This is a genomic window from Paenibacillus phytorum (assembly GCF_013141715.1).
Lineage (GTDB): Bacteria > Bacillota > Bacilli > Paenibacillales > NBRC-103111 > Paenibacillus_E > Paenibacillus_E phytorum.
The window spans coordinates 35,023-60,443 of sequence record NZ_WHOA01000247.1 but is presented as its reverse complement, the minus strand read 5'-3'; the positions used below and the strand labels follow the sequence as shown (position 1 = coordinate 60,443).

The 25,421-nt window shown below is 43.3% G+C and carries 26 protein-coding genes; 20 read left to right on the top strand and 6 right to left on the bottom strand.

The window, feature by feature from the left end:
* The first annotated feature begins 37 nt into the window (after window positions 1–37).
* From GC098_RS37015 to GC098_RS36995, 5 genes are all read left to right on the top strand, one after another.
* Window positions 38–691: a TetR/AcrR family transcriptional regulator gene (locus tag GC098_RS37015; RefSeq protein WP_171649319.1), complete on the top strand. Its 654-nt coding sequence runs from the start codon at window positions 38–40 to the stop codon at window positions 689–691.
* A 20-nt stretch (window positions 692–711) separates the two neighbouring features.
* Window positions 712–1,077 carry a DUF4180 domain-containing protein gene (locus GC098_RS37010; protein WP_171649318.1) on the top strand — a complete coding sequence of 122 codons (366 nt, stop codon included), beginning with the start codon at window positions 712–714 and terminating at the stop codon, window positions 1,075–1,077.
* Between the two features lie 63 nt (window positions 1,078–1,140).
* Window positions 1,141–1,785 carry a formylglycine-generating enzyme family protein gene (locus GC098_RS37005; RefSeq protein ID WP_171649352.1) on the top strand — a complete coding sequence of 215 codons (645 nt, stop codon included), beginning with the start codon at window positions 1,141–1,143 and terminating at the stop codon, window positions 1,783–1,785.
* Between the two features lie 313 nt (window positions 1,786–2,098).
* Window positions 2,099–2,734: a TetR/AcrR family transcriptional regulator gene (locus GC098_RS37000; protein ID WP_246359181.1), complete on the top strand. Its 636-nt coding sequence runs from the start codon at window positions 2,099–2,101 to the stop codon at window positions 2,732–2,734.
* A complete protein-coding gene (locus GC098_RS36995) occupies window positions 2,731–3,708 on the top strand; it encodes an alpha/beta hydrolase (RefSeq protein WP_171649316.1) in 978 nt (325 codons plus the stop codon). Before GC098_RS37000 ends, GC098_RS36995 begins: the two co-directional genes overlap by 4 nt.
* Before the next feature lie 150 nt (window positions 3,709–3,858).
* On the opposite strand, the gene GC098_RS36990 is transcribed toward GC098_RS36995, so the two are convergent.
* Window positions 3,859–4,404 (bottom strand): helix-turn-helix domain-containing protein, encoded by a 546-nt coding sequence (locus GC098_RS36990; protein WP_171649351.1) that lies wholly within the window; start codon window positions 4,402–4,404, stop codon window positions 3,859–3,861.
* A gap of 191 nt (window positions 4,405–4,595) precedes the next feature.
* On the opposite strand from GC098_RS36990, the gene GC098_RS36985 reads away from it, so the two are divergent.
* From GC098_RS36985 to GC098_RS36970, 4 genes are all read left to right on the top strand, one after another.
* Window positions 4,596–4,835 (top strand): PLD nuclease N-terminal domain-containing protein, encoded by a 240-nt coding sequence (locus tag GC098_RS36985; RefSeq protein WP_171649315.1) that lies wholly within the window; start codon window positions 4,596–4,598, stop codon window positions 4,833–4,835.
* Entirely contained in the window at window positions 4,832–5,737 is a 906-nt protein-coding gene (locus tag GC098_RS36980) for an ABC transporter ATP-binding protein (RefSeq protein WP_171649314.1), read from the top strand. Before GC098_RS36985 ends, GC098_RS36980 begins: the two co-directional genes overlap by 4 nt.
* On the top strand, window positions 5,734–6,522 hold the full coding sequence (locus GC098_RS36975; protein ID WP_171649313.1) for an ABC transporter permease: 789 nt from the start codon (window positions 5,734–5,736) through the stop codon (window positions 6,520–6,522). The genes GC098_RS36980 and GC098_RS36975 overlap by 4 nt, the downstream gene beginning before the upstream one ends.
* A 181-nt stretch (window positions 6,523–6,703) precedes the next feature.
* On the top strand, window positions 6,704–8,782 hold the full coding sequence (locus GC098_RS36970) for a thioredoxin domain-containing protein (protein WP_171649312.1): 2,079 nt from the start codon (window positions 6,704–6,706) through the stop codon (window positions 8,780–8,782).
* Window positions 8,783–8,981: 199 nt separating this feature from the next.
* On the opposite strand, the gene GC098_RS36965 is transcribed toward GC098_RS36970, so the two are convergent.
* Window positions 8,982–9,140: a DUF1540 domain-containing protein gene (locus GC098_RS36965; protein WP_084159967.1), complete on the bottom strand. Its 159-nt coding sequence runs from the start codon at window positions 9,138–9,140 to the stop codon at window positions 8,982–8,984.
* 178 nt (window positions 9,141–9,318) lie between these two features.
* On the opposite strand from GC098_RS36965, the gene GC098_RS36960 reads away from it, so the two are divergent.
* Window positions 9,319–9,534 (top strand): hypothetical protein, encoded by a 216-nt coding sequence (locus GC098_RS36960; RefSeq protein WP_029193210.1) that lies wholly within the window; start codon window positions 9,319–9,321, stop codon window positions 9,532–9,534.
* A 94-nt stretch (window positions 9,535–9,628) separates the two neighbouring features.
* Here the strand turns inward: GC098_RS36960 and GC098_RS40600 are convergent, their stop codons facing one another.
* Both GC098_RS40600 and GC098_RS40595 read right to left on the bottom strand, forming a co-directional pair.
* Window positions 9,629–10,720 carry a glycosyl hydrolase family 18 protein gene (locus tag GC098_RS40600; RefSeq protein WP_246359180.1) on the bottom strand — a complete coding sequence of 364 codons (1,092 nt, stop codon included), beginning with the start codon at window positions 10,718–10,720 and terminating at the stop codon, window positions 9,629–9,631.
* Window positions 10,672–11,550 carry a pterin-binding domain-containing protein gene (locus GC098_RS40595; protein ID WP_246359179.1) on the bottom strand — a complete coding sequence of 293 codons (879 nt, stop codon included), beginning with the start codon at window positions 11,548–11,550 and terminating at the stop codon, window positions 10,672–10,674. The genes GC098_RS40600 and GC098_RS40595 overlap by 49 nt, the downstream gene beginning before the upstream one ends.
* Before the next feature lie 180 nt (window positions 11,551–11,730).
* Between GC098_RS40595 and GC098_RS36950 the strand changes: the two genes are divergently transcribed.
* The 8 genes from GC098_RS36950 to GC098_RS36915 all read left to right on the top strand — a co-directional run bounded on the left by GC098_RS36950 (window position 11,731) and on the right by GC098_RS36915 (window position 21,152).
* A complete protein-coding gene (locus GC098_RS36950) occupies window positions 11,731–12,264 on the top strand; it encodes a DUF309 domain-containing protein (protein ID WP_171649311.1) in 534 nt (177 codons plus the stop codon).
* Window positions 12,261–12,989 carry a response regulator transcription factor gene (locus GC098_RS36945; RefSeq protein WP_171649310.1) on the top strand — a complete coding sequence of 243 codons (729 nt, stop codon included), beginning with the start codon at window positions 12,261–12,263 and terminating at the stop codon, window positions 12,987–12,989. Before GC098_RS36950 ends, GC098_RS36945 begins: the two co-directional genes overlap by 4 nt.
* The gene (locus tag GC098_RS36940; RefSeq protein ID WP_171649309.1) at window positions 12,982–14,436 is read left to right on the top strand and encodes a sensor histidine kinase; all 1,455 of its coding nucleotides are present in this window, start codon (window positions 12,982–12,984) and stop codon (window positions 14,434–14,436) included. Before GC098_RS36945 ends, GC098_RS36940 begins: the two co-directional genes overlap by 8 nt.
* Before the next feature lie 101 nt (window positions 14,437–14,537).
* On the top strand, window positions 14,538–15,146 hold the full coding sequence (locus GC098_RS36935) for a hypothetical protein (RefSeq protein ID WP_171649308.1): 609 nt from the start codon (window positions 14,538–14,540) through the stop codon (window positions 15,144–15,146).
* 126 nt (window positions 15,147–15,272) lie between these two features.
* Window positions 15,273–17,021, top strand: coding sequence for an efflux RND transporter periplasmic adaptor subunit (locus GC098_RS36930; protein WP_171649307.1), 1,749 nt, complete (start codon window positions 15,273–15,275; stop codon window positions 17,019–17,021).
* Between the two features lie 27 nt (window positions 17,022–17,048).
* The gene (locus tag GC098_RS36925; protein WP_216625563.1) at window positions 17,049–17,765 is read left to right on the top strand and encodes an ABC transporter ATP-binding protein; all 717 of its coding nucleotides are present in this window, start codon (window positions 17,049–17,051) and stop codon (window positions 17,763–17,765) included.
* Window positions 17,762–18,940, top strand: coding sequence for an ABC transporter permease (locus GC098_RS36920; RefSeq protein WP_171649306.1), 1,179 nt, complete (start codon window positions 17,762–17,764; stop codon window positions 18,938–18,940). The genes GC098_RS36925 and GC098_RS36920 overlap by 4 nt, the downstream gene beginning before the upstream one ends.
* Before the next feature lie 94 nt (window positions 18,941–19,034).
* Window positions 19,035–21,152 (top strand): hypothetical protein, encoded by a 2,118-nt coding sequence (locus GC098_RS36915; RefSeq protein WP_171649305.1) that lies wholly within the window; start codon window positions 19,035–19,037, stop codon window positions 21,150–21,152.
* 417 nt (window positions 21,153–21,569) lie between these two features.
* On the opposite strand, the gene GC098_RS36910 is transcribed toward GC098_RS36915, so the two are convergent.
* Together GC098_RS36910 and GC098_RS36905 are read right to left on the bottom strand one after the other, a co-directional pair.
* Entirely contained in the window at window positions 21,570–22,148 is a 579-nt protein-coding gene (locus GC098_RS36910; protein WP_171649304.1) for a beta-class carbonic anhydrase, read from the bottom strand.
* A gap of 51 nt (window positions 22,149–22,199) precedes the next feature.
* Entirely contained in the window at window positions 22,200–22,526 is a 327-nt protein-coding gene (locus tag GC098_RS36905) for an iron-sulfur cluster biosynthesis family protein (RefSeq protein WP_171649303.1), read from the bottom strand.
* Window positions 22,527–22,668: 142 nt separating this feature from the next.
* Here GC098_RS36905 and GC098_RS36900 point away from each other — a divergent pair, with 142 nt between their 5' ends.
* Window positions 22,669–24,189 (top strand): carboxypeptidase M32, encoded by a 1,521-nt coding sequence (locus tag GC098_RS36900; RefSeq protein ID WP_171649302.1) that lies wholly within the window; start codon window positions 22,669–22,671, stop codon window positions 24,187–24,189.
* A gap of 208 nt (window positions 24,190–24,397) precedes the next feature.
* Entirely contained in the window at window positions 24,398–25,411 is a 1,014-nt protein-coding gene (locus GC098_RS36895) for an ABC transporter substrate-binding protein (protein WP_171649301.1), read from the top strand.
* The last annotated feature ends 10 nt before the right edge of the window (window positions 25,412–25,421 follow it).

The window sequence follows — 25,421 nt, the reverse complement described above, 5'->3', positions numbered from 1 at the left end:
ACGGTATAAAAAAACTTAAATGAACGAGGAGGAAAAAATGCCTAAAGTAGGAATGGAACCAAAGCGTCGAGCAGACGTCATTAACGCCACACTAATTTGTATCAGTAGACACGGGATTGATGGCATGACTCTGGATAAGGTTGCTGAGTATGCGGACTGCTCAAAGGGCGTTGTCACTTATTATTTTAAGAATAAAGATAACTTGATCATAGAAGCATTTAAGTCGTTCTTAGCCTATTATGGTTTAAAGATCCAATCAGAAATCCAGAAAACAATGACAGCAGAGGAAATGATCGATGTCACGCTGAAGCACATCCTCCCGCCATATAGCGATGATAGGCAGAAGACGATCAATGTTTCGGAACTTGATGGGATTGAAAGGATGTTTATCCCGCATGAAGATCAAGCGAAGCTTTTTCTTCAGTTCTTCTCCAAAGCTGTATTGGATCGCAATTTGCAAGAGGTAGTATCCAAGAGCTATACGGAAGATCTACACGGCATCGCGAGGATCTTTGATTACGGTAACATGTCGGGGCAAATGAGGGTGGACGATTCCAAAAGCGCCGCTTACGGCCTTCTGGCGATGGTGGTTGGACTAAGCTTCTTTAGAGTAGCGAATATTCCTCCATTGAATAATGAGGATAATCGATATATCTGTGAGGATTATGTCGGAAGATTAATTAAAGGTTGAACGACGAATGGAGGACGAATATGAAATTAGTGACAATCAAAAAGAATGATGTAGAAATGGCCGTCGTTGAAAGCAACGAAATATTGATAACTGATGTTCAGTCGGCTTTAGATCTGATGGCAACTGTACAATACGAAACAGGATCTGATCGTATAATTTTAAATCGATCGGCATTAAGTGAGGACTTTTTCGATTTAAAAACACGGCTTGCAGGAGAAATATTACAAAAATTCATAAATTATCGAAAGAAAGTTGCAATCGTTGGTGATTTTACTGTCTTTTCAAGTGAAAGCTTGAAGGATTTCATCTATGAATGTAACAAGGGAAAGGATATCTTTTTCTTGTCAAATGAAAAAGAAGCTATTGATAAATTGAGCAGCAGTTAACACTAGTGAGATTTGGAGGAAGATGGAGTGTCAAATGTATTACAGAGTCTTACTGATTATCCGATGGTAAAAGTTCCTGGTGGAGAAATAGATTTAAGGGACGATCGAACAAGCTCTGAATGGAAGGTTATCATACAACCGTTTCTTCTTGCCCGGTATCCTGTCACAAAGGAACTTTATTTTGCCATTTCACAAAAATCATCTATTTCTTATGACGGAGATCAAAATCCGGTTGTGAATATATCATGGAATGATGCCATTTCTTTTTGCAATCTACTTTCTCAGAAAGTTGGTTTGAAGGAGTGTTATTCGATAAGTGATGATGGTGAAAATATCATCTGTGATTGGGAATCAAATGGCTATCGCCTCCCTTCCGAAGCGGAATGGCAGTACGCATGTAAAGCAGGAACTACAGGATATAGATACGGAGAGCTTGATAAGATTGCCTGGTATAATGAAAATTCAGCTGGCACGACCCATGAAGTAGGAAGAAAGGAACCGAATGCCTGGGGGCTGTATGATATGTTAGGGAATGTTTGGGAGTGGTGTTGGGATTTATACGATCAGAACGTATATGGCACCTACCGAATTTTTCGCGGTGGTAGTTGGGCTGAAGAGGCCAGAGGTTGCGGGGCAACGTGTCGTCGTCGCAGTCACCCGACATTTACCATCGATGACCTTGGATTCCGACTTGCTAAGTCTATGTAAGTTGTGACAAATGCAGGAGAGCGCAGCGAAGGCAGCGATGAAGTCAGGAAATTGCGTACTTTATACATTCATACCTTTTGGGAAATCTGCTGAAATACTTAAAGAAGTCGAAGCGTGTACTCGTACAAAGTAATGTAAAAAAACAAGCCGGAGTGCATGTTGGGCAGCGCTCTGGCTTGTTTTTATTTGTGAAGTTTCATCCTACTCATGAGTAAGATGAATACACTCTTGCTATTATTAGTAATTAGAGATATATTATTAATTAAATGATTGATCATTTAATTAATAATAATTAAATCTACAGAGAGTGGGAATGAATTTGGCAAGACCAATCAATGAAGAAAAAAGACAGGAGCGGCGTAGTTGTATCCTAAAAGAAGCCGTTGTCCTGTTCGCAGAAAATGGATATTCTAATACCACAACGGCTCTCATTGCTCAGAGTGTGGGAGTGACTGCTGGAACCATTTTTCAATATTTCCCAAGCAAAGAAGCCTTATTCTACGCCGCTGTCCTTGAGCCGCTTGCTGATATTCAGGAGAAGTCGCTTGCTTGTCTAAAACAAGAGGGGACGCCGGGCGTATTAATTAAGAACATGGTAGAAGAACAATTCAATCATATCTATTGCTATACAAATGAATTGCGGCTTGTTCAATATGTCTTAGGACAACGGATAAGATTTCCTGAACTTACACAGAAGGTCCTTGAAAGTACAAAAGTAATGACAGATACAATTGAATGCGTCTATGCAAAGGGACAGTTAATGGGAGAATTCAACAAAAACTTTTCACCAGCTATGATCTCTCGCGCCTATATCTCTTTCTTAAATGGGGTAGGCTTAACTCTTGGAGAAAGTATTATCCATCACCCCGAGTGGGGAAATTTGAAGGAGCATGCCTTATATTTGTTCGCACCCACACAACCTAAAGAAAAAGCGAGGGAATCTGAATGAGTGAAACATCATTACAACCAAATTTGATACTAAACGTTCGTTCGAAAAAACGAAGGAAAATTTTATTGAGCCTAGGGATCGTGCTTTTGCTTGTGATGGCTCTTGTATTTTTTATATCTTATAAAGTAATAGACACCTTGTTGCACCATCCTAGAGACACAAATGTCAGCTACGAATTGAATATCGATAAAACTCCCTACGAAGAGGTCGAGTTCAAGAGTTTGAAAAATGATAATACGATTAGAGGTTCCTTCTTTCCTGCAAGTGGTCTTTCTGGTAAAGCAAGTAATAAGACGATTATTGTCGTCCATGGATATACAAGCAATCGTTTAGTCAAAGGGCGGACCCCAAAGTTAGTAGAGCATTTCGTTCCGAAAGGATACAATGTATTGGCATTTGACCTCAGCTCGCAAGGTAAATCCGATGGTGATTTGATTACACTGGGCCTCAATGAAAAATACGATTTGCTAGGAGCTGTAAGCTATTTAAAATCCAGAGACCATACGGGTGATAACATTGGAGTTATCGGCTTTTCAATGGGTGCTGCTACTTCTTTGCTAGCCGCAAGTGAAAGTGATGACATCGAAGCCGTAATTGCGGATAGTCCTTTTCGTAATGCTGGTCTATTTCTGAGAGAGGGTTTGCCCTTCTTTTCAGGTTTACCTGCGATTCCATTCAGTTATACATCGACATGGATGGCAAATTGGGTCTTTAAGGTTGATCTTGATTCCATATCTCCTATGGATGCGGTAAAAAAGATGCAAGACAAGCCAGTTCTGCTTATTCATGGAACTGGAGATCAGCAAATTAGTTATAAAAATACAGAAGCAATTTTTGAGTCATTAAAAGATGACCCATATGCAGAAGCATGGTACCCGCATAATACGGAGCATATCGATGCCATCAATCATTACCCCACTGAATATTTCCAAAGAGTAGATCGCTTTATGGATAAGTATATAGGAAAAGAGTAGAAACGACATGAAAGCCGGTGTTCCTTATAGTAGGGAAAACCGGCTTTTCTGCTGTCACTTGACAAAATGATTCATTAATTCGCTTAGCGTAATGGAATGATGCCATTTCTTTTTGTTGTAAGGTATGCTAATCGCTTTGATTTTTCTGTTTTAGGATTCTGGAATAATAGTAAAGGCAATAGTTCGAATTGGTGCATCCAGATCATTAACGTTGTTAGAAGTGTTGTAGTATTTTATCATTAGGTCGTTTAATTCATTTTGAAACTTTATAAAATTTTCATCATCAAGCTTTAATTCTACAAGTGAAAAAGTAGCACCATCATCTGAGCAACCTTGTTCTTCTAATTTGGTAAGATAGTTTTGATATTGAGTCATTAGCGATAATTGGTAATGCGAAATATAATTGAGCTTTTCCTTAATAGAAGACTTTTTCCACTCATCTGCACTAAGTCGGGCTTCTTCTTCATTTAAGGTGTAGTATTTTTCGGAAATGGATCTCACTTTTTTTTCTTTCATAATGCGGATAACTCCAGCATCTAACAAAACTTGTATATGTCTATATAGAGTAGCCTGAGGCACATCTTTAATGATTTTTACCATTTCAAGTGAAGACAGTCCATTTTCTTTGTTTCTCATTAAAGCTTGAGAAATCTTCATTCTTACTGGGTGCAGGATAATTTCAGCTTTATTAACCATTTTTTTCTCCCCAATCATAAAAGATCTCGTCATTATCTATAATGATAATATTATCATTGTAAATAACAATAAGAATTAAAACAATATTCTTTAAAGAAAAAAAATAAGTGTTACATTTTACCTTCTTATGTTATCATTATTGATAATGATAACATTATACAATTAATAATGACTTTAGAGGAGTGGTTGATTTGCAAATGCATTACGGGTGGAACGAATTAAAAGATTTTGATTTCATGTCTGTGTTGCCGGTTATTTTACCGGTCTTAGCTGTAGGAATGATTTTGATCCTAATAGCATTAATGGATTTATACAAGCACAGAAAAACGAGGAAAAATGTGTTGCTGTGGAGTCTCATTATTATTTTTCTAAACACGTTTGGTCCGATTCTATACTTTGTTATTGGCAGAAAGGACCGTGAAAGAACATGAAATTAGAAGTCAAAAATATTACTAAAACATATAAAGAAAAAACGGCTGTAAATAACTTTTCAATGGTTCTGCAATCTGGAGAATGTGTGGGATTAATAGGGCCGAATGGGGCTGGTAAATCGACACTCATCAAAGTTATTTCAGATATTATTAATCCTACAATGGGAGAAGTTTTGCTTAACGGAAAGAAAATTTCGCAAATGAAAAAGGAAATTGGCTACTTACCACAGTACCCTAACTTTTATCATTGGATGACTGCACAAGAAACTCTTGCTTTCATGGGGGAACTATCAGGATTAAGAAAAGAAGAATTAACAAAGGCGATCCCAGAAATATTATCGAAAGTAGGGTTAAGTGGAGAAGAGAATTCAAAAGTTGGAACATTTTCAGGTGGCATGAAACAGAGACTTGGCATTGCACAGGCGTTGTTACACAAACCATCATTGATTGTAATGGACGAGCCCGTATCGGCATTAGACCCAATTGGTCGAAGAGAAGTACTGAATCTAATCGAAGAAATCAAGAGAGAGACGACGATTTTATTGTCGACGCATATATTAAGTGATGCAGAAGAAATTTGTGAAAGATTTATTATCATCAAAAATGGGCAAAAAATTGAAGATACAACCATCTCCGACTTGTTAAACAGCAATAGCCAAAATAAATTGATTTTTGAAGTTACATCTATCGATCAAGAATGGATGGAAGTTTTGAAAAATTTGAACTATGTAAAGGATGTAGAGGCAGTAGGAAATAAAATAAAAATACAAGTTGAACATATAGGCTTGAACAAGAATTTGTTACTAAGAAGTGCTCTGGAACATCAGGTTGACCTCGTAAAGTTTGAAATCAATAACGATACATTAGAAGAGATATTCATGAAATTGGTGGTGGAAAAATGAATAATTTTAATGTGCTAATGAAAAAAGAATTTGTTCAAATGGTACGTGAATTTAAAGTTATTTGGCTGCCTCTAGTATTTATATTTTTAGGAATAACTCAACCAGTTGTTAGTTATTATTTACCCTCTATATTAAAATCACTCGGTGGAGCACAAGGCATCACAATTGATCCTAGTATGGCTGCTCAGCAAGGTGGGGAAGTACTTGCAAGTACTTTAGCTGCTCAATTTGATCAGTTAGGGGTTATCATTATTGCAATTTCGATGATGGGGGTCTTACAGACAGATAAAGTAAATGGTATGTTGGCTTTTATTCTTACAAGACCGGTCACTGTAGCATCGTACATAGGTGGGAAAATAATTGCCAATTACATATTTGTTGCTTGTTCTGTAGCGTTAGGTTACTTGATTTCGTATGTATATGTTAATTTGTTGTTTACAAACGTTAATTTTGTGGATGCGATAATAGCTTCGTTGTTCTATTTGTTATGGGTTCTGTTTATGGTATCCTACACTACGATGATAAGTACTATTTTTAATAGCCAAGGTATTATTGCATTAATTTCAATCGTATTCCTGCTAGGCTGTAGAATTGTACTTGGTTTGAGTGCTCTTACAGATTTTATGAATCCAGCGAGTATGAGTAAACAAGCCATGGAAGTTTTAATTACAGGAGCAGTTAACCCCAGTGTAATATGGAACGTTTTAGTGGTACTTATATGGATTGTACTGACAATTGTTGTAACGGTCTTTTGGATTTCTGGTAAAAGATTTAATAATGAATAATTGTGTTAGTGAATACATAGATTTAAATCTTTTCGTTTGGATTCTGCCTCCGAGTACGGATAACCAAAGCAGCACTATTAGAAACTCGTGTCAACAGACATGGGTTTTTCTTTTTATTCTAAGGTATGCTAATCTCGTTATATCGATAAAAATATCCTAAAATCTAAGGAGGTGATGTTTCATGACAACGAAAAATAAACCCAATAGATTATTCACTGAGAAATCGCCATACTTACTTCAACATGCTCACAATCCAGTGGAATGGTTTCCTTGGGGTGAAGAAGCATTTGACAAAGCGAAACGAGAAAATAAGCCTATCTTCTTATCTGTGGGGTATAGCACGTGTCACTGGTGTCATGTCATGGCACACGAATCATTCGAAGACCAAACCGTTGCAAACATGCTGAATAAAGATTTCATTTCGATTAAAGTGGACCGCGAAGAGCGTCCGGATGTCGACCATATATATATGGCTGTTTGTCAGGCGATGACAGGTCAGGGTGGATGGCCTCTTACGGTATTCTTGACGCCTGAGAAGAAGCCGTTCTTCGCTGGGACGTATTTCCCACGCAGTCGGAAGTATAATCGAGCAGGGATGGTTGAGATCATCGCTCAGCTAGCAGGGAAGTGGAAGGAAGATCCAGATCGAATTCGCGAGGCTGCTGATCAGGTGATCACGGAAACGACCAGTCGATTGCTGGAGAATCACTCAGTCGGAGTAATGTCAGAGGAAACGATTCATGAGGCTTTTCGTATGTATGAGAGTAATTTTGATGCTGAAAATGGTGGATTTGGCAGTTCTCCGAAGTTTCCGACATCACACAATCTATCTTTCCTTCTGAGATACTATCAAAAAACGGGCAATGCACGTGCGCTTGAGATTGTGGAAAAAACGCTAGATTCCATGCATCGTGGAGGTATGTTTGACCACATTGGGTTCGGATTTTCTCGTTATTCCGTAGATGAAAAATGGTTGGTGCCGCATTTCGAGAAAATGCTTTACGACAATGCGCTGTTAATTATGACATACATAGAAGCTTTTCAAGTGACTGGTAAAGCCAAGTATGCAGAGGTCGCTGAGCAAATTATTAATTACGTTCTTCGGGATATGACAGATGAGGGTGGAGCCTTCTATTCCGCTGAGGATGCGGATTCAGAAGGTGTTGAAGGCAAGTTCTATGTCTGGACGCCGGATGAAGTGGAGGACGTATTAGGGATTGACGAAGGCGATCTATATTCCGAGCTGTATGATGTTACGGAGTCGGGCAATTTTGAGGGGCATAATATCCCGAATTTAATTGGAACGACGATGGAATCTGTTGCGAGGCGTAAGCAAATCCCATTGGATGAGCTGAAGCAGCGGATTGAGGCTGCCCGCGTCAAGCTGTTCGCGCATCGCGAGCAACGCATCCATCCGGGCAAGGATGATAAGATTCTGACCGCGTGGAACGGTCTGATGATTGCTGCGCTGTCCAAGGCGGCACGAGCCTTGGACAAGCCTGCTTACGCGGAGGCAGCCGCGAAAGCCGCGGAGTTCCTCCTGCGCGAGCTGCGCCGCGAGGACGGGCGGTTGCTCGCCCGCTATCGCGATGGCGAAGCGGCTTTTCTCGGCTACGTGGACGACTACGCGTTCCTCGTTTGGGGCCTCATCGAGCTGTACGAAGCCACGTTCGAGCTGCGCTATCTTCGTGAAGCTGTCCAGCTGAACGCAGAGATGCTTCGTCTCTTCGGCGACGAAGAGAAAGGCGGGCTCTTCTTCTACGGCAGCGATGCCGAGCAGCTGCTCACCCGCCCTAAAGAGATCTACGACGGCGCGATGCCGTCGGGCAACGGTGCAGCCGCGCTGAACCTGCTGCGGCTGTCCAGGCTGACCTACGACGCGAAGCTGTCGCAGGCAGCAGAAGTGCAGCTCCAGGCATTCGCCGGAGCTGTTGCGTCCTACCCGCCGGGCCATGCGCTCACGCTGGCCGCGCTCGACTTCGCTTATGGCGAAGCCAGCGAAATCGTCATCGCCGGCGACCCGGCGAAACCAGAGACGCAGCACATGCTGCGCACGGTGCAGCGGCAGTATCTGCCGAATGCGCTGCTGATTCTTCATCCGCCGGGACCGGCGGGCGAAGAAGTGCGTAAGCTCATTCCGCTTGTGCAAGACAAGCTGCCGCTTGGAGGGCAGGCAACGGCCTACGTGTGCCAGAACTTTGCCTGTCAAGCGCCAACGCAGAATCTAGAGGAGCTCGAAAATCTCTCCTCGAAACACTGATAATAATTATCATTATTGGTTAAAATGAGAATAAGGGCAAGGAAAAAGAGAAGAGGCCCCCGACAGGGCCTCTTTTTACGCTCCGATATTTCGCACTAACTCTAACGCACTAAAAGTACGCTCTAGCTCAACGCTCAAAATGTTACGCTCTAGCTCTTACGCACAAAAAGTTACCTTCTAGCTCACACGCTCTAACGCTCTAAATCTTAGACTCAAACGTCTTACAATCCGTTTCCTCGGAATTACGAGCTTGATTACTGCCGCGGTGACTCACGACATAAATCGAGCTTGCATTGCATTTGTTTTCGGTTGCCCAATATTTGCAGGAATTCACTTCACAAAGAACATCTTTAGCCATGCCTCTTCACCTCCTCTATGAGATATAGGGATCTTTGTTCGGAGAACAAAGTCTCTCTTATTTAGGGTGGGCGAAAGAGGCCTATTTTTATACATAGGCTGGAATGGTTTATTATTCACCTTAGCAATGATTACCCACATATAAATGGAGTAGCTACAAACTTCAAGGGGTTGAACCTATGGCTAAGGATGAGCTGCAACAATGTGTCAGGTGTAAATATGTCGCTGATAAAGAAGATAACTACTGCATTCGTTGTGGAGCGCCGCTTAAGAATAAATGTACCAAAGAGAAAACCTTATTGCACAAAGGGTGCTATAAAGTTAACAAGCCGGACGCCAAATATTGTTCGGGCTGCGGCACGGAAACCATTTTTAGCGAATGGGGTCTTATATGATCTGCATAAAAAAAGACCACAGCAGGTTTAAACCGCTTGTGGTCTAATTTTTTTGTCTAATTCTTATTTTTTATTTATTTATTTATTTATTTATTTATTTATTCTGCAAAATCAATTTCCATAACTCCGCTTGATCATAACCAAGCCGCCATGCTGCGACACCAGCGATGTCGTACTTTTTCGCCATGTCCAGACGTGCTTTGACCGTAGCCTCATCTTCCAACCAGAATACATAGGTGAAGCCATCCTCTTGGTACTCGATCCGATACTGTTCGAAGGTTTTGTCCCAAGTTTGTTTGGTTGATTTGGAAGCCAATAAAGCAGGGATATCTTTCATCAGCAAGGTTCGATTACTCTGCAAGGCTCCGGCTGCATCCAGCTTCCATTCACGCACATAGTAGGGGATACCTAGAATGATTTTGTCCCGTGGAATGCCATAGGAGAGAAATTCCTGAATACCGCCATCTGTCCAAGGAAGTCCGGCTACAGACCCCGCAGAAGTACTGCCCCGCCAGAACTGATCGTAGGCCATGATGACGACGTAATCAACCAGACTCCCCAGTTTCTCATGATCAAATGCAGAAAGATGGTTCCATTTGACACTCCCACGCGGCAGATCAATGGATACAGCTAGGCTGTTCAAGTGAGCGTATGAGGTTAATTTGGCAATGAAGGCTGTAAAAGCGTTACGATCCGAACCAGCCAGGCTTTCGAAATCCACATTGATTCCCGGAACTCCAAGCTGCACAGAGCGGTCTACCAAGGCCTTAACGAATTTGTCTTGGGCAGCGCTATCTGCAAGGAATTGAGTTGTCAAGGTCGAGTTAAATTGGTTGCTGACTAGCGGATATACGGTGTATCCATTCTTTTGGAGCCATGTGACGGTATCGGCATTGGATTGATCCTTCAAATTACCTGCTGCATCCGCAAGCTCGAAATAGCTTGGAGAATCAACATCAAGTCCGACTGTATTATTCACATGCGCTTTAATCGCATCACCACCGGCCATGCCATTCCAGCCCCAAACCTGGAGCTTTTTGAAGTTATCCCAAAGGAAGCGATGATCGAGCGTTTGTACAGAAGAATTGCTATACTGCACACTGTAACTTAATGCTTCGGGAATCGTCTTAAATTCGCCTATGAGAGCTGTATTCTGAAACACTTGATAAGAGCGTAGTTGTTCCAAATTTTGCGGCCATCTAGGAAGATAGAGCTGTGTCCCCATAGGCGTGCGTAATCTTGTGCTTCATTCAAGGAAGCAAAGTCCTGCAAAAACGTGTCATTCTGAAATACTTTATAAATTTTAAGATTGCTATACACCGTTTTTTTCGTATTTTTATTGACTACGGTTGAATTTCCCCATTTGAGAGCTTCATTAATGGCGTCCTCTAAGGATGCAAAGGCCCAGTTGTCTGCTGAAAATGTACCTTGATACACCTTGTAAATAAGCTCACCAGTGCGGAGTGATTTCTTTTCCTCATTTGAGATATTGTCCCAAACCCAGTGATTGCTGTTTAAATCAATAATATGGGCGCCGCCCCATTTCTTCGCTTCGGCAACGGCTTCGTTCAACGTTAGAAACTTCCATGAATCCTGCGTGATTTCATTTTGGTAGATTTGGAAATTAGGATAATTGTTCCACACCCAACCTGAGGATTGCAGGTCCCGAACACTTGCGTTGGTCCATTTTTTTGCTTCAGCGATGGCTGCGTCCAGTGAGGCAAATTGCCACTCTTGCAATGATACATCCAACTGAAAAACTTGATAGCGTGGGAAATTGTTCCACAACCATTTGCGAGTGCTTATTTCTTCTACATGACTATTTGTAAAACCTTTTGCAAATGCTTCTGCTTGCCCATAAGCCGCAAATTCCATGAGTACATGATTGTACTGATAGACGCGGTATTTCGTTGTTTTGTCCGGACTTGATTGAACCGTACCTGCAGCATGAACAGCAGTTGGTACGCTCATCGATAGTATCAGGGTGCTTGTAAGCATCCATTTCCCAATTTTCATCCATCACGCCTCTTTCTACTAAACTACTTAATTGGACGTAAGATATGATAGTTTGGTTGCGTTGGAAAATGTATGAAAGTTAGTGATCCCTCGTTGATGTTGGACGATGGCACAACTTTCGAGTAACATGAGAAGTAATTAGGCATTACCGTGATCACAACAAGGTGAGGGGAACGAATCATGAAGCCGTATCCGGAGGCATATATCGATTATTTACTTTATTTCCATGCACAACGGGATTATTTTGAATGCCATGAAGTGATGGAGGAGTTCTGGAAGGAGCATCCCGGGGATGCACGCAGCAGAACCTATGTCGCTCTTATTCAAATAGCAGTAGGTATGTATCATATTCGTAGAGGTAACCGCACTGGTGCTGTGAAAATGCTGCAAAGCGCGGGAAGGAATGCGGAAGCTCCTCATGTCCTTTCTTTGGGACTTAACCCTGATAAGCTTCAAGAGCTTCTTAACCAGGTTTGGTCTTCTATAGAGCAAGATGAATTTCTATATGAGGATATTAATTTGCCTATTACTGACCCGGAACTTATAGATTTCTGCTTAAAAGAGTGCGACAGAAGAGGGCTGATATGGCAGTCGCCAAGCCTGATGGAAGATGAGCATCTCATCCAAAAACATACGCGGAGAGATCGTTCAGAGGTAATTAATGAAAGAGCAAGGCAGCAGCAGATTCGCAAGGAAAAGGGTGGAGCTAGATGAGTTCGGAAGGCAAAGTTCTAGTTGTTGATGATGAACCGAATATTGCTGAAGTCGTCAGACTGTATTTGGAGCATTCCAACTATGAGGCGATTTTATTGGCGCGAGGGCAGGAAGTGCTTCGTACGATAATAAACGAGAAACCAAACTTGGTTCTACTGGATATCATGCTCCCTGATATATCCGGCTACGAGTTATGTGAGCAAATTCGCAAAATGGAGGCCCCCTTTCATCAAACGCCAATCATTTTCCTCACGGCAAAAGGAGAGTCCATCGATAAGCTGAGAGGGTTTAATCTGGGGGTTGACGATTATTTGGTCAAGCCTTTCGATCCGAATGAGCTTATTGCCCGTATTAAGGCCGTGCTGCGCCGCACGATTCAAGTCCCTATGGAACTGTCTCAAACCCAGAATTCATCCCGTAAATGGCTGGAGATCGGCAATATTGTTATCGATCTTGAGCAGTATCGGGTCACAGTCGGTGGGAAACGGGTTGAGCTTACGCCGAAGGAGATTGAGCTGTTGTATTTCCTGACCAGCCATCCAAGCCGTGTATTTACACGAGAGGATCTTCTTGGATATGTGTGGAATTTTGATTTTACAGGCGGTACACGCACGGTTGATGCCCACGTGAAAAATTTGCGTAAAAAATTAGGACAGCATGACATGTGGTGCATCCAGACTCTGTGGGGAATTGGCTACTCCTTTGAGGTGGTTCAGCATGTTTAAGCGATGGTTGACGGGAAAGAGCAACAGCTTATATTTGAAAATTTTCCTGTCTTTTCTTGCGACTTGTGTGCTTTTTTTTGTTGGTCTTTTTCTGTTCTGGAACTACTATTTTACGGATTTATTTTATAAAGATAAGATCGAACTGATGGAGAAGCGTAATGTGGAAGTCACGCGCTTAATGAATTCTTTACAGGATGGGACGATCTCAACTCGAGAGCTGAAATATACGGTACGTATTTTGGCTAGAAGCATTAATGGACAAGTTTGGCTTGTTGACGACAAGGGCAACATTCTGAATGGCTCCTCGGATAGTGAAGGGAGAGCTATTCCTAAACAGATGGATACGCTCTTTATCGATGGTCTTCACGGTCATACCGGCTATGGCATGGTTGGCTTAACGACACCGGATGGACGAACCATAAATCTGTTTACGTATCACGCCCCGTATCAACTAAACGGACAGCCTATGGTCATCATTCTTCATTTTCCGGCTGGAGATATCAGTGAAGCCATTTCCGCAGTTCGCGTTAACATTCTGGTTCCTCTCTTATTTTCACTGGTAGCTGTTGGTTTCATTCTGTTTTTCATTTCTCGCAAACTCGCAGGTCCGCTTCAACAGATGAATCGAGCCGCACTTGAGCTCGCGCATGGTGATTTCACTACACGGGTTCCGGTAACTTCACAAGATGAGGTAGGGCAGCTTGCTGCTAGCTTCAACTTCATGGTCGAACAGCTGGAGGAATGGGAAGGAACAAGGCAGGAGTTTTTGACGAATGTATCGCATGAGCTTCGTTCTCCATTAACGACACTTCGCGGTTTTATTGTGGCAATGAATGATAAGGTCATTCCGGAAGAGAAATATTCGCATTACTTACGTATCTGTGATCAGGAAGTTCAACGGCTGCAGCGTCTTGTGACCGATCTATTAGATTTGGCACAGATTCAAAATGGGGTTGATGTGTTCCGACTTAGGCCTGTATCCATCGCAGAAACACTTGAAGAATCGTTGGAACTGCTGAAGGCACCGATAGCAGCGAAGGAAATAAGCTTTCACCTCATTCTTCCTGAGCCAGATAAGGTGTCCTCCCAGGTTCACTTAGACCCTGATCGATTTGCTCAAATTGTACAGAATTTAATCTATAATTCGTTGAAATTCACACCAAAGGGCGGAACGCTAACGGTAGCTCTAGAAGAGCAGGAACGCGAGGTCCATATGTATGTTCGAGACACAGGGGAAGGGATGACAGATGCCGAGTTAGAACGCATTTGGGATCGTTTCTACAAAGCAGACGAAGCAAGAACTTCGCGGTCCGACGTTAAGACAGGAACGGGTCTTGGACTTACGATTGTGAAGCATTTGGTTACTGGTATGAATGGAACGATACATGTTCGCAGTCGGGTAGGCGAAGGCACCGAATTTCGTGTTACTTTTCCTCGTATTTCGTAGATAATTCACAATAATTTTACATCTAAAGCAAACTTAATTCATCATTATTTCGTATCCTGTTGCTGTTGGACAGGATTTTTTGTTTTGGAGGTGTATGTAAGGTGAAATACACACGGAAAATGGTGCTGCGTTTAACGCTCATTTCCTTCCTGCTAAGTGGTTGCAGTGGGCACATGCCTTTGCTTGACAGCACTTCGGCATTGACATCGCCTTCTCCATCATCTGGGAAAACTCCGCAGGAAGCCCCCCTCGCTGAAGATGTCCAAAACCTTAGAGAGATGCAGCTTGTTATGCTGTTTCAGGGGTTAATTCGAATGGATCGGCTTGACTCCCTAACCATTACGGCCAAGCAGGCTGAGGCTATTCTGCCTTATGTTCGCAAAAGCATGGATGAAGGAAGCATTACCGAGTCCGAACAAAAACAAGTCATTAATGGCTTAACGCTTTCGCAGCGAACATTTCTGGATGAACAATCCAAGCAAATGAAGAAACGTATGGCGGAGCGGATGGACAATCTGGGTGAAGAGGTATCCTCAGAAGAACGGGAAAAGCGAATCAATGCATTTATTCAAAAAAGAAAGGCGGAGCGCCAGGTTGAAGCAGGCATGACGGACCGTGGAAACGGTGAATTTCAGCTTTTTGACCAAAGAAGTATGGGAATCAGTGTAGAACAGCAGCTAATGGAGCTGCTTACATCCAAACATGATTAAATTTAAGTGGCAAGCGATGTAGAACACTTTTAAGCTTACGTTGCAAGTTTTGTTTGAGCAAAAAAGTTAAGCATATGCTTTCGAAGCCAGTTTTCTGGCGAAAATTCTAAGGGGGTTAGTCACTTCATGAAATGGTATCGCAGTAAGTGGTTCATTGTGATTGTCGCAGTAAGCGTTTGTGCAGGTGGTTCGTATGCTTACTTCGGTGGGAAAGGGAAGAAAGCAAAAGCTGCTGCTGTTAAAGAGGTGACTGTCGATGCCAAAAAAGGGAATATCCGCTTCTCCGTCTCCGGCACGGCACAGTTCGAGCCCAAAGATACTCAAACGATTTCATCTACAGAAAATGCGAATATTAAATCTATTAATTTAACGCGAAACCAAGCGGTTAAAGCTGGAGATGTGCTTATTGAACTAACGAGTACAAGCTTGGAAAGCGATTTGCAAGATGCCCAGCTGACATATGAACAGCTTGAGAAAGATCTGAATGCCTTACAGCAGCAGGAAGGATTAATGGGTGTTAAAGCACCTATTTCCGGTAAACTTACATACGCGAATAACATCGATTTAGGGTCGACAATCAATAAATCGACCAAAATTGCCACGATTGGTGATTTAAGTACTTTAACCGTAACGCTTCCTTTCTTTGTGGAAGATGCTTCGCAGCTTCATAAGGGAGATCCGGTGGATATTACGTTAGATGGATTTATGATCACGAAAACAGGATCGATTCAAAGTATCTCCAAAGATCCAAAATCGGATGGAAAAGGAGGTAAACTGATCGACATCGAAGTTGCTGTCCCGAATGACAACTCCATGGATGCAGGAACGAATGTGTCGGGTTCCGTTACCATTGGTGGGCGAACCGTCGATTCACAAGGCAAGAGTGCCTTGCAGTATCTGAAGGTGACGACGATTTTGGCTGGGACGACGGGGAGTATATCCGTATTACCTTTCAAAACGGGGAACATGGTACATCAAGGCGATACGATCGCAACCTTCGTGAATGATACGCTGGCCGATGATATTCTGACGAAACAGTCTGCTCTTGAACGGCAGAAGCTTAAAGTGGACTCGGCTAAGGACAAGGTGGATTCCCTCAAAATTGTTGCTCCATTTGACGGCGTATTTTCAACCGACTTTGTGAATAAGAAAAATGATATTTTGAGTAATTTCAGGGTCGGCAGTAAGGTAACCAACGGTACGCAGTTCGGAGCTGTTGCTAGCTTAGCGAAAATGCAGCTGCCGGTGCAAGTGGATGAGCTGGATTTACCTAATATTAAGACGGGGATGAAGGCTGAAATCAAGGTTGATTCATACCCAGGACGTATTTTCCCGGCTGAAGTGACGCAAATCTCTTCTGTGGGAACGACAACGAATGGCGTAACCTTCTATGATGTTGTCCTAGCTGCTGAAAATAAAGACAATATGTTGAAATATGGGATGACGGCAACAGGTGAAATTTTAATTCAAGATAAAAAAGACGTTATTTATTTACCGCCAGAAGCGCTGCAATCACAAAAAGGGAAGCGTGTTGTTTCTCTGAAGAAAGCCGATGGTACGGTGGATAATGAACACGAGGTTAAAATTGGAATTCGCTCCAAAACGCAAATCGAAATTACCGAAGGTCTTAAAGAAGGCGATAAAGTTGTTCTGCCTGTCGTGAAGAGACAGCAGAATTTAAGCCAAGATGAAATTAATCGTTTGAGACAGCAGTTCCAGCAAAACGGTGGCGCTGGAGGCGCTGGTGGCTTTGGTGGCGGTGCAGGTGGTGCTGGATTCCAAGGCGGAGCTGGTGGAGCAGGTGCAGGCGGTAACGGAGGTGCTGGGGGCAATACGGGGGCTACTCGGACTAACGGCGGTGGCGGTACCAGATAATACGGCCGGGAAAGGAGTTATTGCGGTATGAATATCATTGAACTGAAAGAGATTACCAAAACATATAAACGCGGGGAAGAAGATCTTCATGTTCTGCGCAGCATATCGCTTTCCGTTGCCGAGGGTGATTTTGTCGCCATTATCGGACCGAGTGGATCAGGGAAATCGACACTCATGAACACGATTGGCTTATTGGATGTGCCTACGACAGGCAGTTATACGCTGGATGGCGTTGTGACCGAGAATATGGGTGATAATGCCCTTGCTGAACTGCGAAACCAGAAGATCGGCTTCATTTTCCAACAATTTAATTTATTGCCTCGTTTGTCAGCTATGGAAAATGTGGAGCTTCCGATGATCTATGCTGGCATACCAAGGAAGGAACGGCGGGAGCGGGCTAACAACATGTTGAAGATGCTCGGGATGGGGGAGCGTGGTCATCATAAGCCGAGTGAACTATCAGGCGGTCAGCAGCAGCGTGTAGCCATTGCGCGGGCGCTTGCGATATCACCATCGCTCATCTTAGCGGATGAACCAACCGGTGCGCTGGACTCCAGAACGGGTGAAGAAGTATTGGAGCTAATCCTGCAGCTGAATGCTCAAGGAAATACCATCGTATTGATTACGCATGATCATCACATTGCTGACAATGCCAAGCGTGTCGTTTCCCTTAAGGATGGCGTCATTATTGATGACTACAGGAATAACATTCAGATGAGCGCACAGCATGAGGTGAGCGTATGAAGCTAAGTGAACTCATTCGAATGTCGCTTCGTACGATCATATCGAGTCCGCTGCGAACATTTTTAACCATGTTAGGTGTCATTATTGGAGTAAGCTCAGTTGTGACCCTGGTATCGATTGGTCAAGGCACTTCCGAGCAAATCGCCAAGCAATACGAGAACATGGGGACGAATCTGCTTGTTGTCACCGCGACCGGAAACGGGCGTGCAACGCAATTGAATTATGATGAGCTGATGAATTTCGAGAATTTTCCGGAGTTCCAGTCGATTGCGCCAACGATGACGAAGAACGGATCCAACATTAAATATGATCGAACGCAGGAGAAGTACAACGTTATTGGAACGAACGATCGCTATTTTAACATAATTAAAGCAAGTATTGACAAGGGGCGCAATCTCGCTCCAGCTGATCTTGAGTTTCGCTCGAATGTCGTAATATTGGGTAGTGAAGTGGCTAAAACGTTCTTTGGTCAGTTAAACCCTGTAGGTGAAGATATCAATATCGACGGAGTCGTGTTCAATGTTATTGGAACTCTGAAAGAGAAGGGCTCTAACATCGGCGGGGCTTCTGTTGACAGTGCAGTGATTATGCCTTTGGAAACAGCAAGACGACAATTCAAGCTGGGGCAAATTCGCACAACCTACGTTGAAGCGCCGACGAAGGATGATATCTATACCGCTCAAGAGACAATGAAGCAGTATTTGACGTACAAGTTCAAAAGCGATACAGGCTTCATTTTAACGAACCAAGATGAACTGCTTAAAGCACGGACTGAAGCAACGAATACACTTACGAATCAATTAGTGGCTGTTGCGTTAATCTCTCTACTCGTCGGCGGCATCGGAATCATGAATATTATGTTGGTTACGGTGAGTGAACGAACGCGTGAAATTGGGATTCGCAAATCGATTGGCGCCAAGCGCAGAAATATTTTGCTGCAATTTCTCGTGGAAGCCGTCGTCATCAGCGGGATGGGCGGATTAATCGGACTTGCGCTTGGAATCGGATTATCCTATGCGCTGCCTTATTTTAGCCCCAAGCAAACAACCAGTTTGTCTTTTGATATTAGTTTATATGCCTTTTTATTTTCGGTGCTTGTCGGCGTTATTTTTGGCTTGTATCCGGCAAATAAAGCGTCCAAATTGCGTCCAATTGACGCATTGCGGTCTGATTGAATTGAGACATGCAAGATTATGCTAACGAACGAAAACTCAAGACTATGCTTACGATGCAAGTTTTGCTAAAGCAAAACTCTAAGGAGGACTACCTGTGAACCAACAACGAAAGATGAAACGCTTGCTCAGTCGTTCGGCTATAATGCTAACCGCAGCAAGCTTCCTAACATTCCCCTTTGCAACATCGGCTTTTGCTGGGAAGGAAGGCGTGTTTCTCAGTGATTCCGTCTACTTTACATTGGACAAAGTTACCTTGTCTGCGGGGGCTGAGGATGGCTCGCTACGCTTCTCATTAGGCCTAAACAATAACAGCAGCTCACCGGTTGATTTCAATAACTATGGGGTCAAAGTTATAGACACTAACGGTGTGTCTTACACGGCGAAGCTGAGTGAGAAAGTAACGGCGCGTGTGAAAGCGGGAGAAACCGGCACGTTCAAATTTACTTCTGAAATTCCCGCGAATTTGAATCCGTCCCAGTTAAAGGTCGATATTTTCGAATGGAACTATAACGCGATGGAAGATATTGGTGCTTTGTCCGTAGAGGCTGTTTTGGCGGAGTCGGGACAATCGGTGCTTCAACAAGCGGTTCTTAATTTGAAGGAACTGGACTCCACACTTGCTGATGATGCGTTAGTAACGGCCCAATTAGGCAAAAGCTATAAAGTATATAAAGACGGGGCATGGATGGTGTATACCGACTTGCTACTTGAAAATCTAAGTAGTTCAACTCTCAAGCTGCCAGATGGACTTGAATACAATTTCCAGGACAGTAAAGGGCTGACATACAGTGCCCAGTTTGCCAAAGTAGAAGGGCAATCCTTGCTTCCTCAGCAGCCTGTTAAAGCCACCTTACAAGCTGCGGTTCCAGCAGCACTTGAGACCAAAGATTTGTCATTGCTATTCTCTCCAAAAGGCAAAGTGAAGACAACCGTTTTGGGTTCACTGAATGTTGCGAAGTCTTTTTCCATTGGAAAAATCGGTGACAAGACGGAGTACCCAAACTTGGATGTTAACGGCCTAGCGATCTCAACCTCATGGGCAGCGGCAAGTAAGCAATCGGACGGATTGCATTTGCAAGCCAACGTGACCTTAACGAATCAAAGCGATGGAATTGTGACCATACCAACTTTATCGGCGGAGTTCCAAGCACTTCGTGGCAGTGTAGCTGTTACCTCTAGTGATAACGCCGTACGCACGTCGTATTTATCTCCGAATGAGTCTACGACATTCCGTTTCTCTGGCATTTTGCCCGCAGGGCTGAACACAGATGCACTGCAGTTGGTTGTGCTTGAGAAACAGGCGGTTGCTTCTACGACGACTCAGCCGAGTACAGGAACCGGGAATGCGGATACAAACAACAGTAAGCAAGCGGCAACTTTGCCGGTTTCGGTTACGACACTTGCCGGTGCAGGAAACGGTGGAGAGGTTTCCTCTTACGCTGCTGCTCAAGCATACACCTTAGGCACACCATTCAAGTTTACGGCAAGTAATCTCATTGATTCGAATGTCGATGTATCCCTTGTGGAGTTTGGGATGAGTGAGAATTCGGACTTCGGGTTTAAGACGGTTGTTGCGAAGTATAAGCTGACGAATAAAGGAACAACGTCATTGACAATGCCGGATTTCCAAACGGATTTGACAAGCGCTGAAGGATACACATACTCTGGCGTTCGACAGTCAGCTATAGCGAAGACCATCGCGCCTAACACAAGCTATGTGATGAGTTATTCTTACATGCTGCCTGCCGGTGAGAAAGCCGACCAGCTTGCACTTAATGTGTATGATGCCAATCGCCTAGCGGTAGGGTCATACAAAACAGCCATTCAACCAATACCAAGTACAGGCGCTATTTCCTTGTACCCGTACACCATCGACTTGAAGGATTACTCTGTGAGCGCTACATATAGCAAAGATTCATCCTATGCTTACAGGTTACGTTTGGATTTGGACGTGAAAAGGCAGGAGCAAGTGATCACGGATGCGAACTTCTCAACACTGGCATTTGAAGTTGTTGACTCGGAAGGGCGACTGTTAAGCTCCAAAACAATGACCTTCACAGGGCAGCAGAAGATCATGTCCGGCGTTCAATTCATTGATTTCGGCAGTATCAAATCCGAACAATTGAGTTCCGATGTCAGTATCAACGTGTACGAAGTGGTTGCAACACCTAACGGTGATGCTAAACGCTTAGTGAAAACGATAAAAATGTAACAAATTAAGAGCAATGGCGCTTACCCCTCTAAGGGGTGAGTGCCTTTTTTGACATTGATATGCGTAGAGGTTGGCACCATGCTGCTGTGATTCAAAGTATAAGGAGAAGAAGATGGGGAGCGAAGGTGAATAAGCGCTAAAATCGCGCTTTCAGCGAGAGGTGATGGAAATAAGCACGAAAACCGCGCTTTCAGCGAGAGGTGACGGAAATAAGCGCGAAAATCGCGTTTCGGCGAGTGGTGATGGAGTTAGCTCGGAAAATGAGCTTAAATTGGACAAGAGCCGCGGTGGGAGAAGCATTAATACGAACCACTTCGAGTGCTAAAACCATAGAAAAAGAAGCCCCTCAACTCCACATTCACAGTGGATTGAAAGGCTTCTTTATATGGATTTTTTTGGGCTAGCTCATTCCATTTTTTAAGATACGGTGCCGTCTGACTCATAACCGGCTTCCACCAAATCGAGTCGACCTGATTGGGGATCCATGATGAGGCCGTGGACAGGTAAGTTTTTTGGAAGCAAGGGGTGATTTCGAATGATGTTAACGCTTTTCTCGATGCCTTCACGCACATGATTAAAGCCTGTTAACCAACGAGACAAGTCGATGCCTGAATGTCCAAGTGTCTCAATGACATCATCGGAGATACCTCTGTTTTTCGCTTTCGCAATCACACTCTCAGAGTTTAATCCCGTCATACCGCAATCGTAATGTCCGATAACGAATATTTCATCCGCTTCTAACTGGTAAACAGCGACGATAATACTCCGCATAACACTTCCGAAAGGATGAGAGACAATTGCTCCGGCATTCTTAATAATTTTGGCGTCACCATTTTGAAGATTCATGGCTTTGGGCAGCAGTTCGACCAGCCGCGTATCCATACAGGTAAGTACTACCATCCGTTTATCTGGAAATTTCGTGGTCAGAAACTCTTGATACTGCTTCGTTTCTACGAATTCCTTATTATAGTTCAAGATTTCACTAATTAAATTCATGGTTTCCCTCCAGGTAAGTTGTTGTGCTGCTTGTCTATATTCTTCGCAGCTTTATCTTTTGTCGACTAAGCTCATACCCGCGTTATAGATTTGATTATTACTCTTAAGTATATAGGATTTATTTCCTTCATGGTAGTCGATTTTCATGTTATCTTCAAAAAAGATCTCATCCTTGGCTTTATAAATAAGCTTAAAGGTCTCGGTTTCAGCGGTAAGATCATCATGATTAGCATGGGAAACTAGCCAAAGGGTAGGCACTCCATTCACGGAGCAGCCGCAGTCTTCTGTATCAAAAACTAGCTTTAAGATAGCTTCATTCTGATCAGAAGTAAATGGTGTCAATCTATGAATTGCTGTATCGGTAAACGTGATTTTCATAAAAGTCATCTCCTTCAAATGTTTGCACAGTTAGGTTTCTAGCCAAAGCTTGTCATTATTCTATCATACCCCAGCATAAATTTGATTCTGAGTAGGGGACGAAGTATGATAAAATAAGAAACTTTTGGGAGGAGATTAGAGCATGAGTGTGCAAGCAGCCCCAGCAAAGCTGGAATCTTTCAAGGCCTATGTCCGCAAAATGAAGCAGTACGAGGAGGCCATCGCCTTAATTTATTGGGATATGCGTACCGGCGCTCCAAAAAAAGGAATTGAAACTCGTTCTGAAGTCGTCGGAGAGCTATCGACCGAAGTTTTCCGTATGTCTACATCCGATGAGATGGGAAGTTATTTGGACTTCTTCATGCAGCCTTCTGAACTAGAGAAGCTAGATGCCATTTCCAAAAAAATGGTCGTAGAATGCAAAAAAGAATATGATCGCAGTAAAAAAATACCGGCCGAGAAATATCAGGCCTATGTCGTCCTTACCTCGCAAGCAGAATCCGCATGGGAAGATGCAAAGCATAACTCCGATTGGGCTTCGTTCCAGCCTTATTTGGAGAAAATCGTAGCTACTACTCAAGAATTTATCGAGCTGTGGGGCTATGAAGGCAATAAATACAACACCTTGTTGGACATGTATGAACCGGGAATGACAGTTGAGAAATTAGATGAAGTATTCGGTGCGCTGCGTGAAAAAGCGGTTCCCTTACTTCAGCGTATTCAAGCTTCAGCCAATCAGCCTAATCGATCTTTTTTGGATCAACAATTTGAAATTAGCAAGCAGAAGAAATTCTCTCTTTCCATTTTGAAGCAAATGCAGTATGACTTTGAAGCGGGCCGACTCGATGAAACGGTTCATCCTTTCGCAACGGCGCTGAACCCAGGTGATGTTCGGATCACAACACGCTATTTGCCGAATGACATCACATCTGCTTTGTTCGGAACGATTCATGAGGGTGGACATGCGCTGTATGAGCAAAACATTTCCAAAGACTTAGTTGGCACAAATCTGTGCACAGGCACATCGATGGGGATCCACGAGTCACAGTCCCGCTTCTGGGAAAATGTGATCGGCCGCAGCAAACAGTTCTGGGATCGCTACTATGGCGAGCTGCAAACAACGTTTAGTGGACAAATTGATGATGTGGACGTAGATTCCTTCTATCGCGCCATAAACCATATTGAGCCTTCATTAATCCGTATTGAAGCCGATGAATTGACTTACAACTTACATATTATGATTCGATATGAGCTGGAAAAAGGGCTGTTCAACGGTACGATTGCCGTAGCTGATCTGCCTAAAGCCTGGAATGCCAAATACGAAGAGTATTTGGGCGTGGTTCCTGCGAATGACGGCGAGGGTGTACTGCAAGATGTGCACTGGTCTGGTGGCGCATTTGGATATTTCCCATCCTATGCACTCGGTAACATGTACGCGGCGCAATTCACGCATACCCTTCGCAAAGAGCTTCCGAATTTCGATAGCTTGATTGCAGAAGGCAATCTAGTTCCGATCAAGGAATGGCTAACGGATAAAGTGTACCAACACGGCAAGCTTTTGACGCCGAATGAAATCATTCGCGAAGTGACGGGGGAAGAGTTGAATCCCGACTATCTGGTTCAATACTTGGAAGAAAAGTACCAAACAGTTTACGGTATTTAAATGAATCAAAGCAGCATCTTGAGGCAGGAATATTGCCTTAGGGTGCTGTTTTTTATATGCTGCACAATTTGCAGGTTATGCTCTCCAAAGCACGTTCGCACATAATTTTGAAATACAAAATGAATATAGTGTGGAATCAGAAAAACATATTAACCGACTTCTGGGCTCCTGCATAGGATACAGTACTACTTTTATCGGAGGGGCGTCTATGAACAATCGGAAAAGATGGGGAATCACATTATCCGCCGTCCTACTGCTCAGTGTAATCGTTTCGGCGTGCGGTACGAAAAGCCAAGAAACAACAAAGGTTCGTATTGGTGAGGTCACGCGATCAATCTTTTATGCACCGCAGTATGTGGCTTTATCGCAAGGTTTTTTCAAGGATGAAGGGCTTGATGTTGAATTGACCACCACGCCAGGTGGCGACAAGACGATGACAGCCTTACTGTCAAACGCTATTGATGTAGCTTTAGTTGGATCGGAAACTTCGATCTACGTATCTCAACAAGGCTCGGATGATCCGGTTATTAATTTTGCTCAACTAACACAAACGGATGGTACATTCCTAGTCGCTCGGAAGAAAGTGGATAAGTTCGACTGGAACTCGCTCAAAGGCTCTGTTTTCCTCGGCCAACGAAAAGGCGGTATGCCTCAGATGGCAGGCGAATTCACATTGAAAAAGCACAACATCAACCCGCAAAAAGATCTCCAGCTCATTCAAAATATCGAGTTTGCTAATATCGCATCCGCGTATGCGTCGGGAACAGGGGAATATGTACAGCTCTTCGAACCGCAAGCTTCCATTATTGAGAAAGAAGGCAAAGGCTTCGTTTTGGCTTCCTTCGGTGTGGAAAGCGGACACCTGCCTTACACGGTATTTATGACCAAACAAAGCTTCATAAAATCAAACGCAAGTACAGTGCAGAAGTTTACTAATGCGGTACAACGTGCGCAGCTTTGGGTTGCCGCGAAAAGTGTGGATGAAATCACGAATGCGGTTCTGCCTTATTTTAAAGATATCGATGTAGAAATTGTAAAAAGTGTTGTCAAGCGCTATAAGGATCAAGGATCATTCGCGACGGATGGCATTGTTGATGAACAAGAATGGAACAATTTGCTAGATGTGATGACTTCTGCGGGTGAGTTGAAAGAAAAGGTAGCTTGGAAAAAGCTAGTGAACAATACCTTTGCAGAGAAAGCGAAATCGAACGTAAAACCGTAGTAATCAGCAT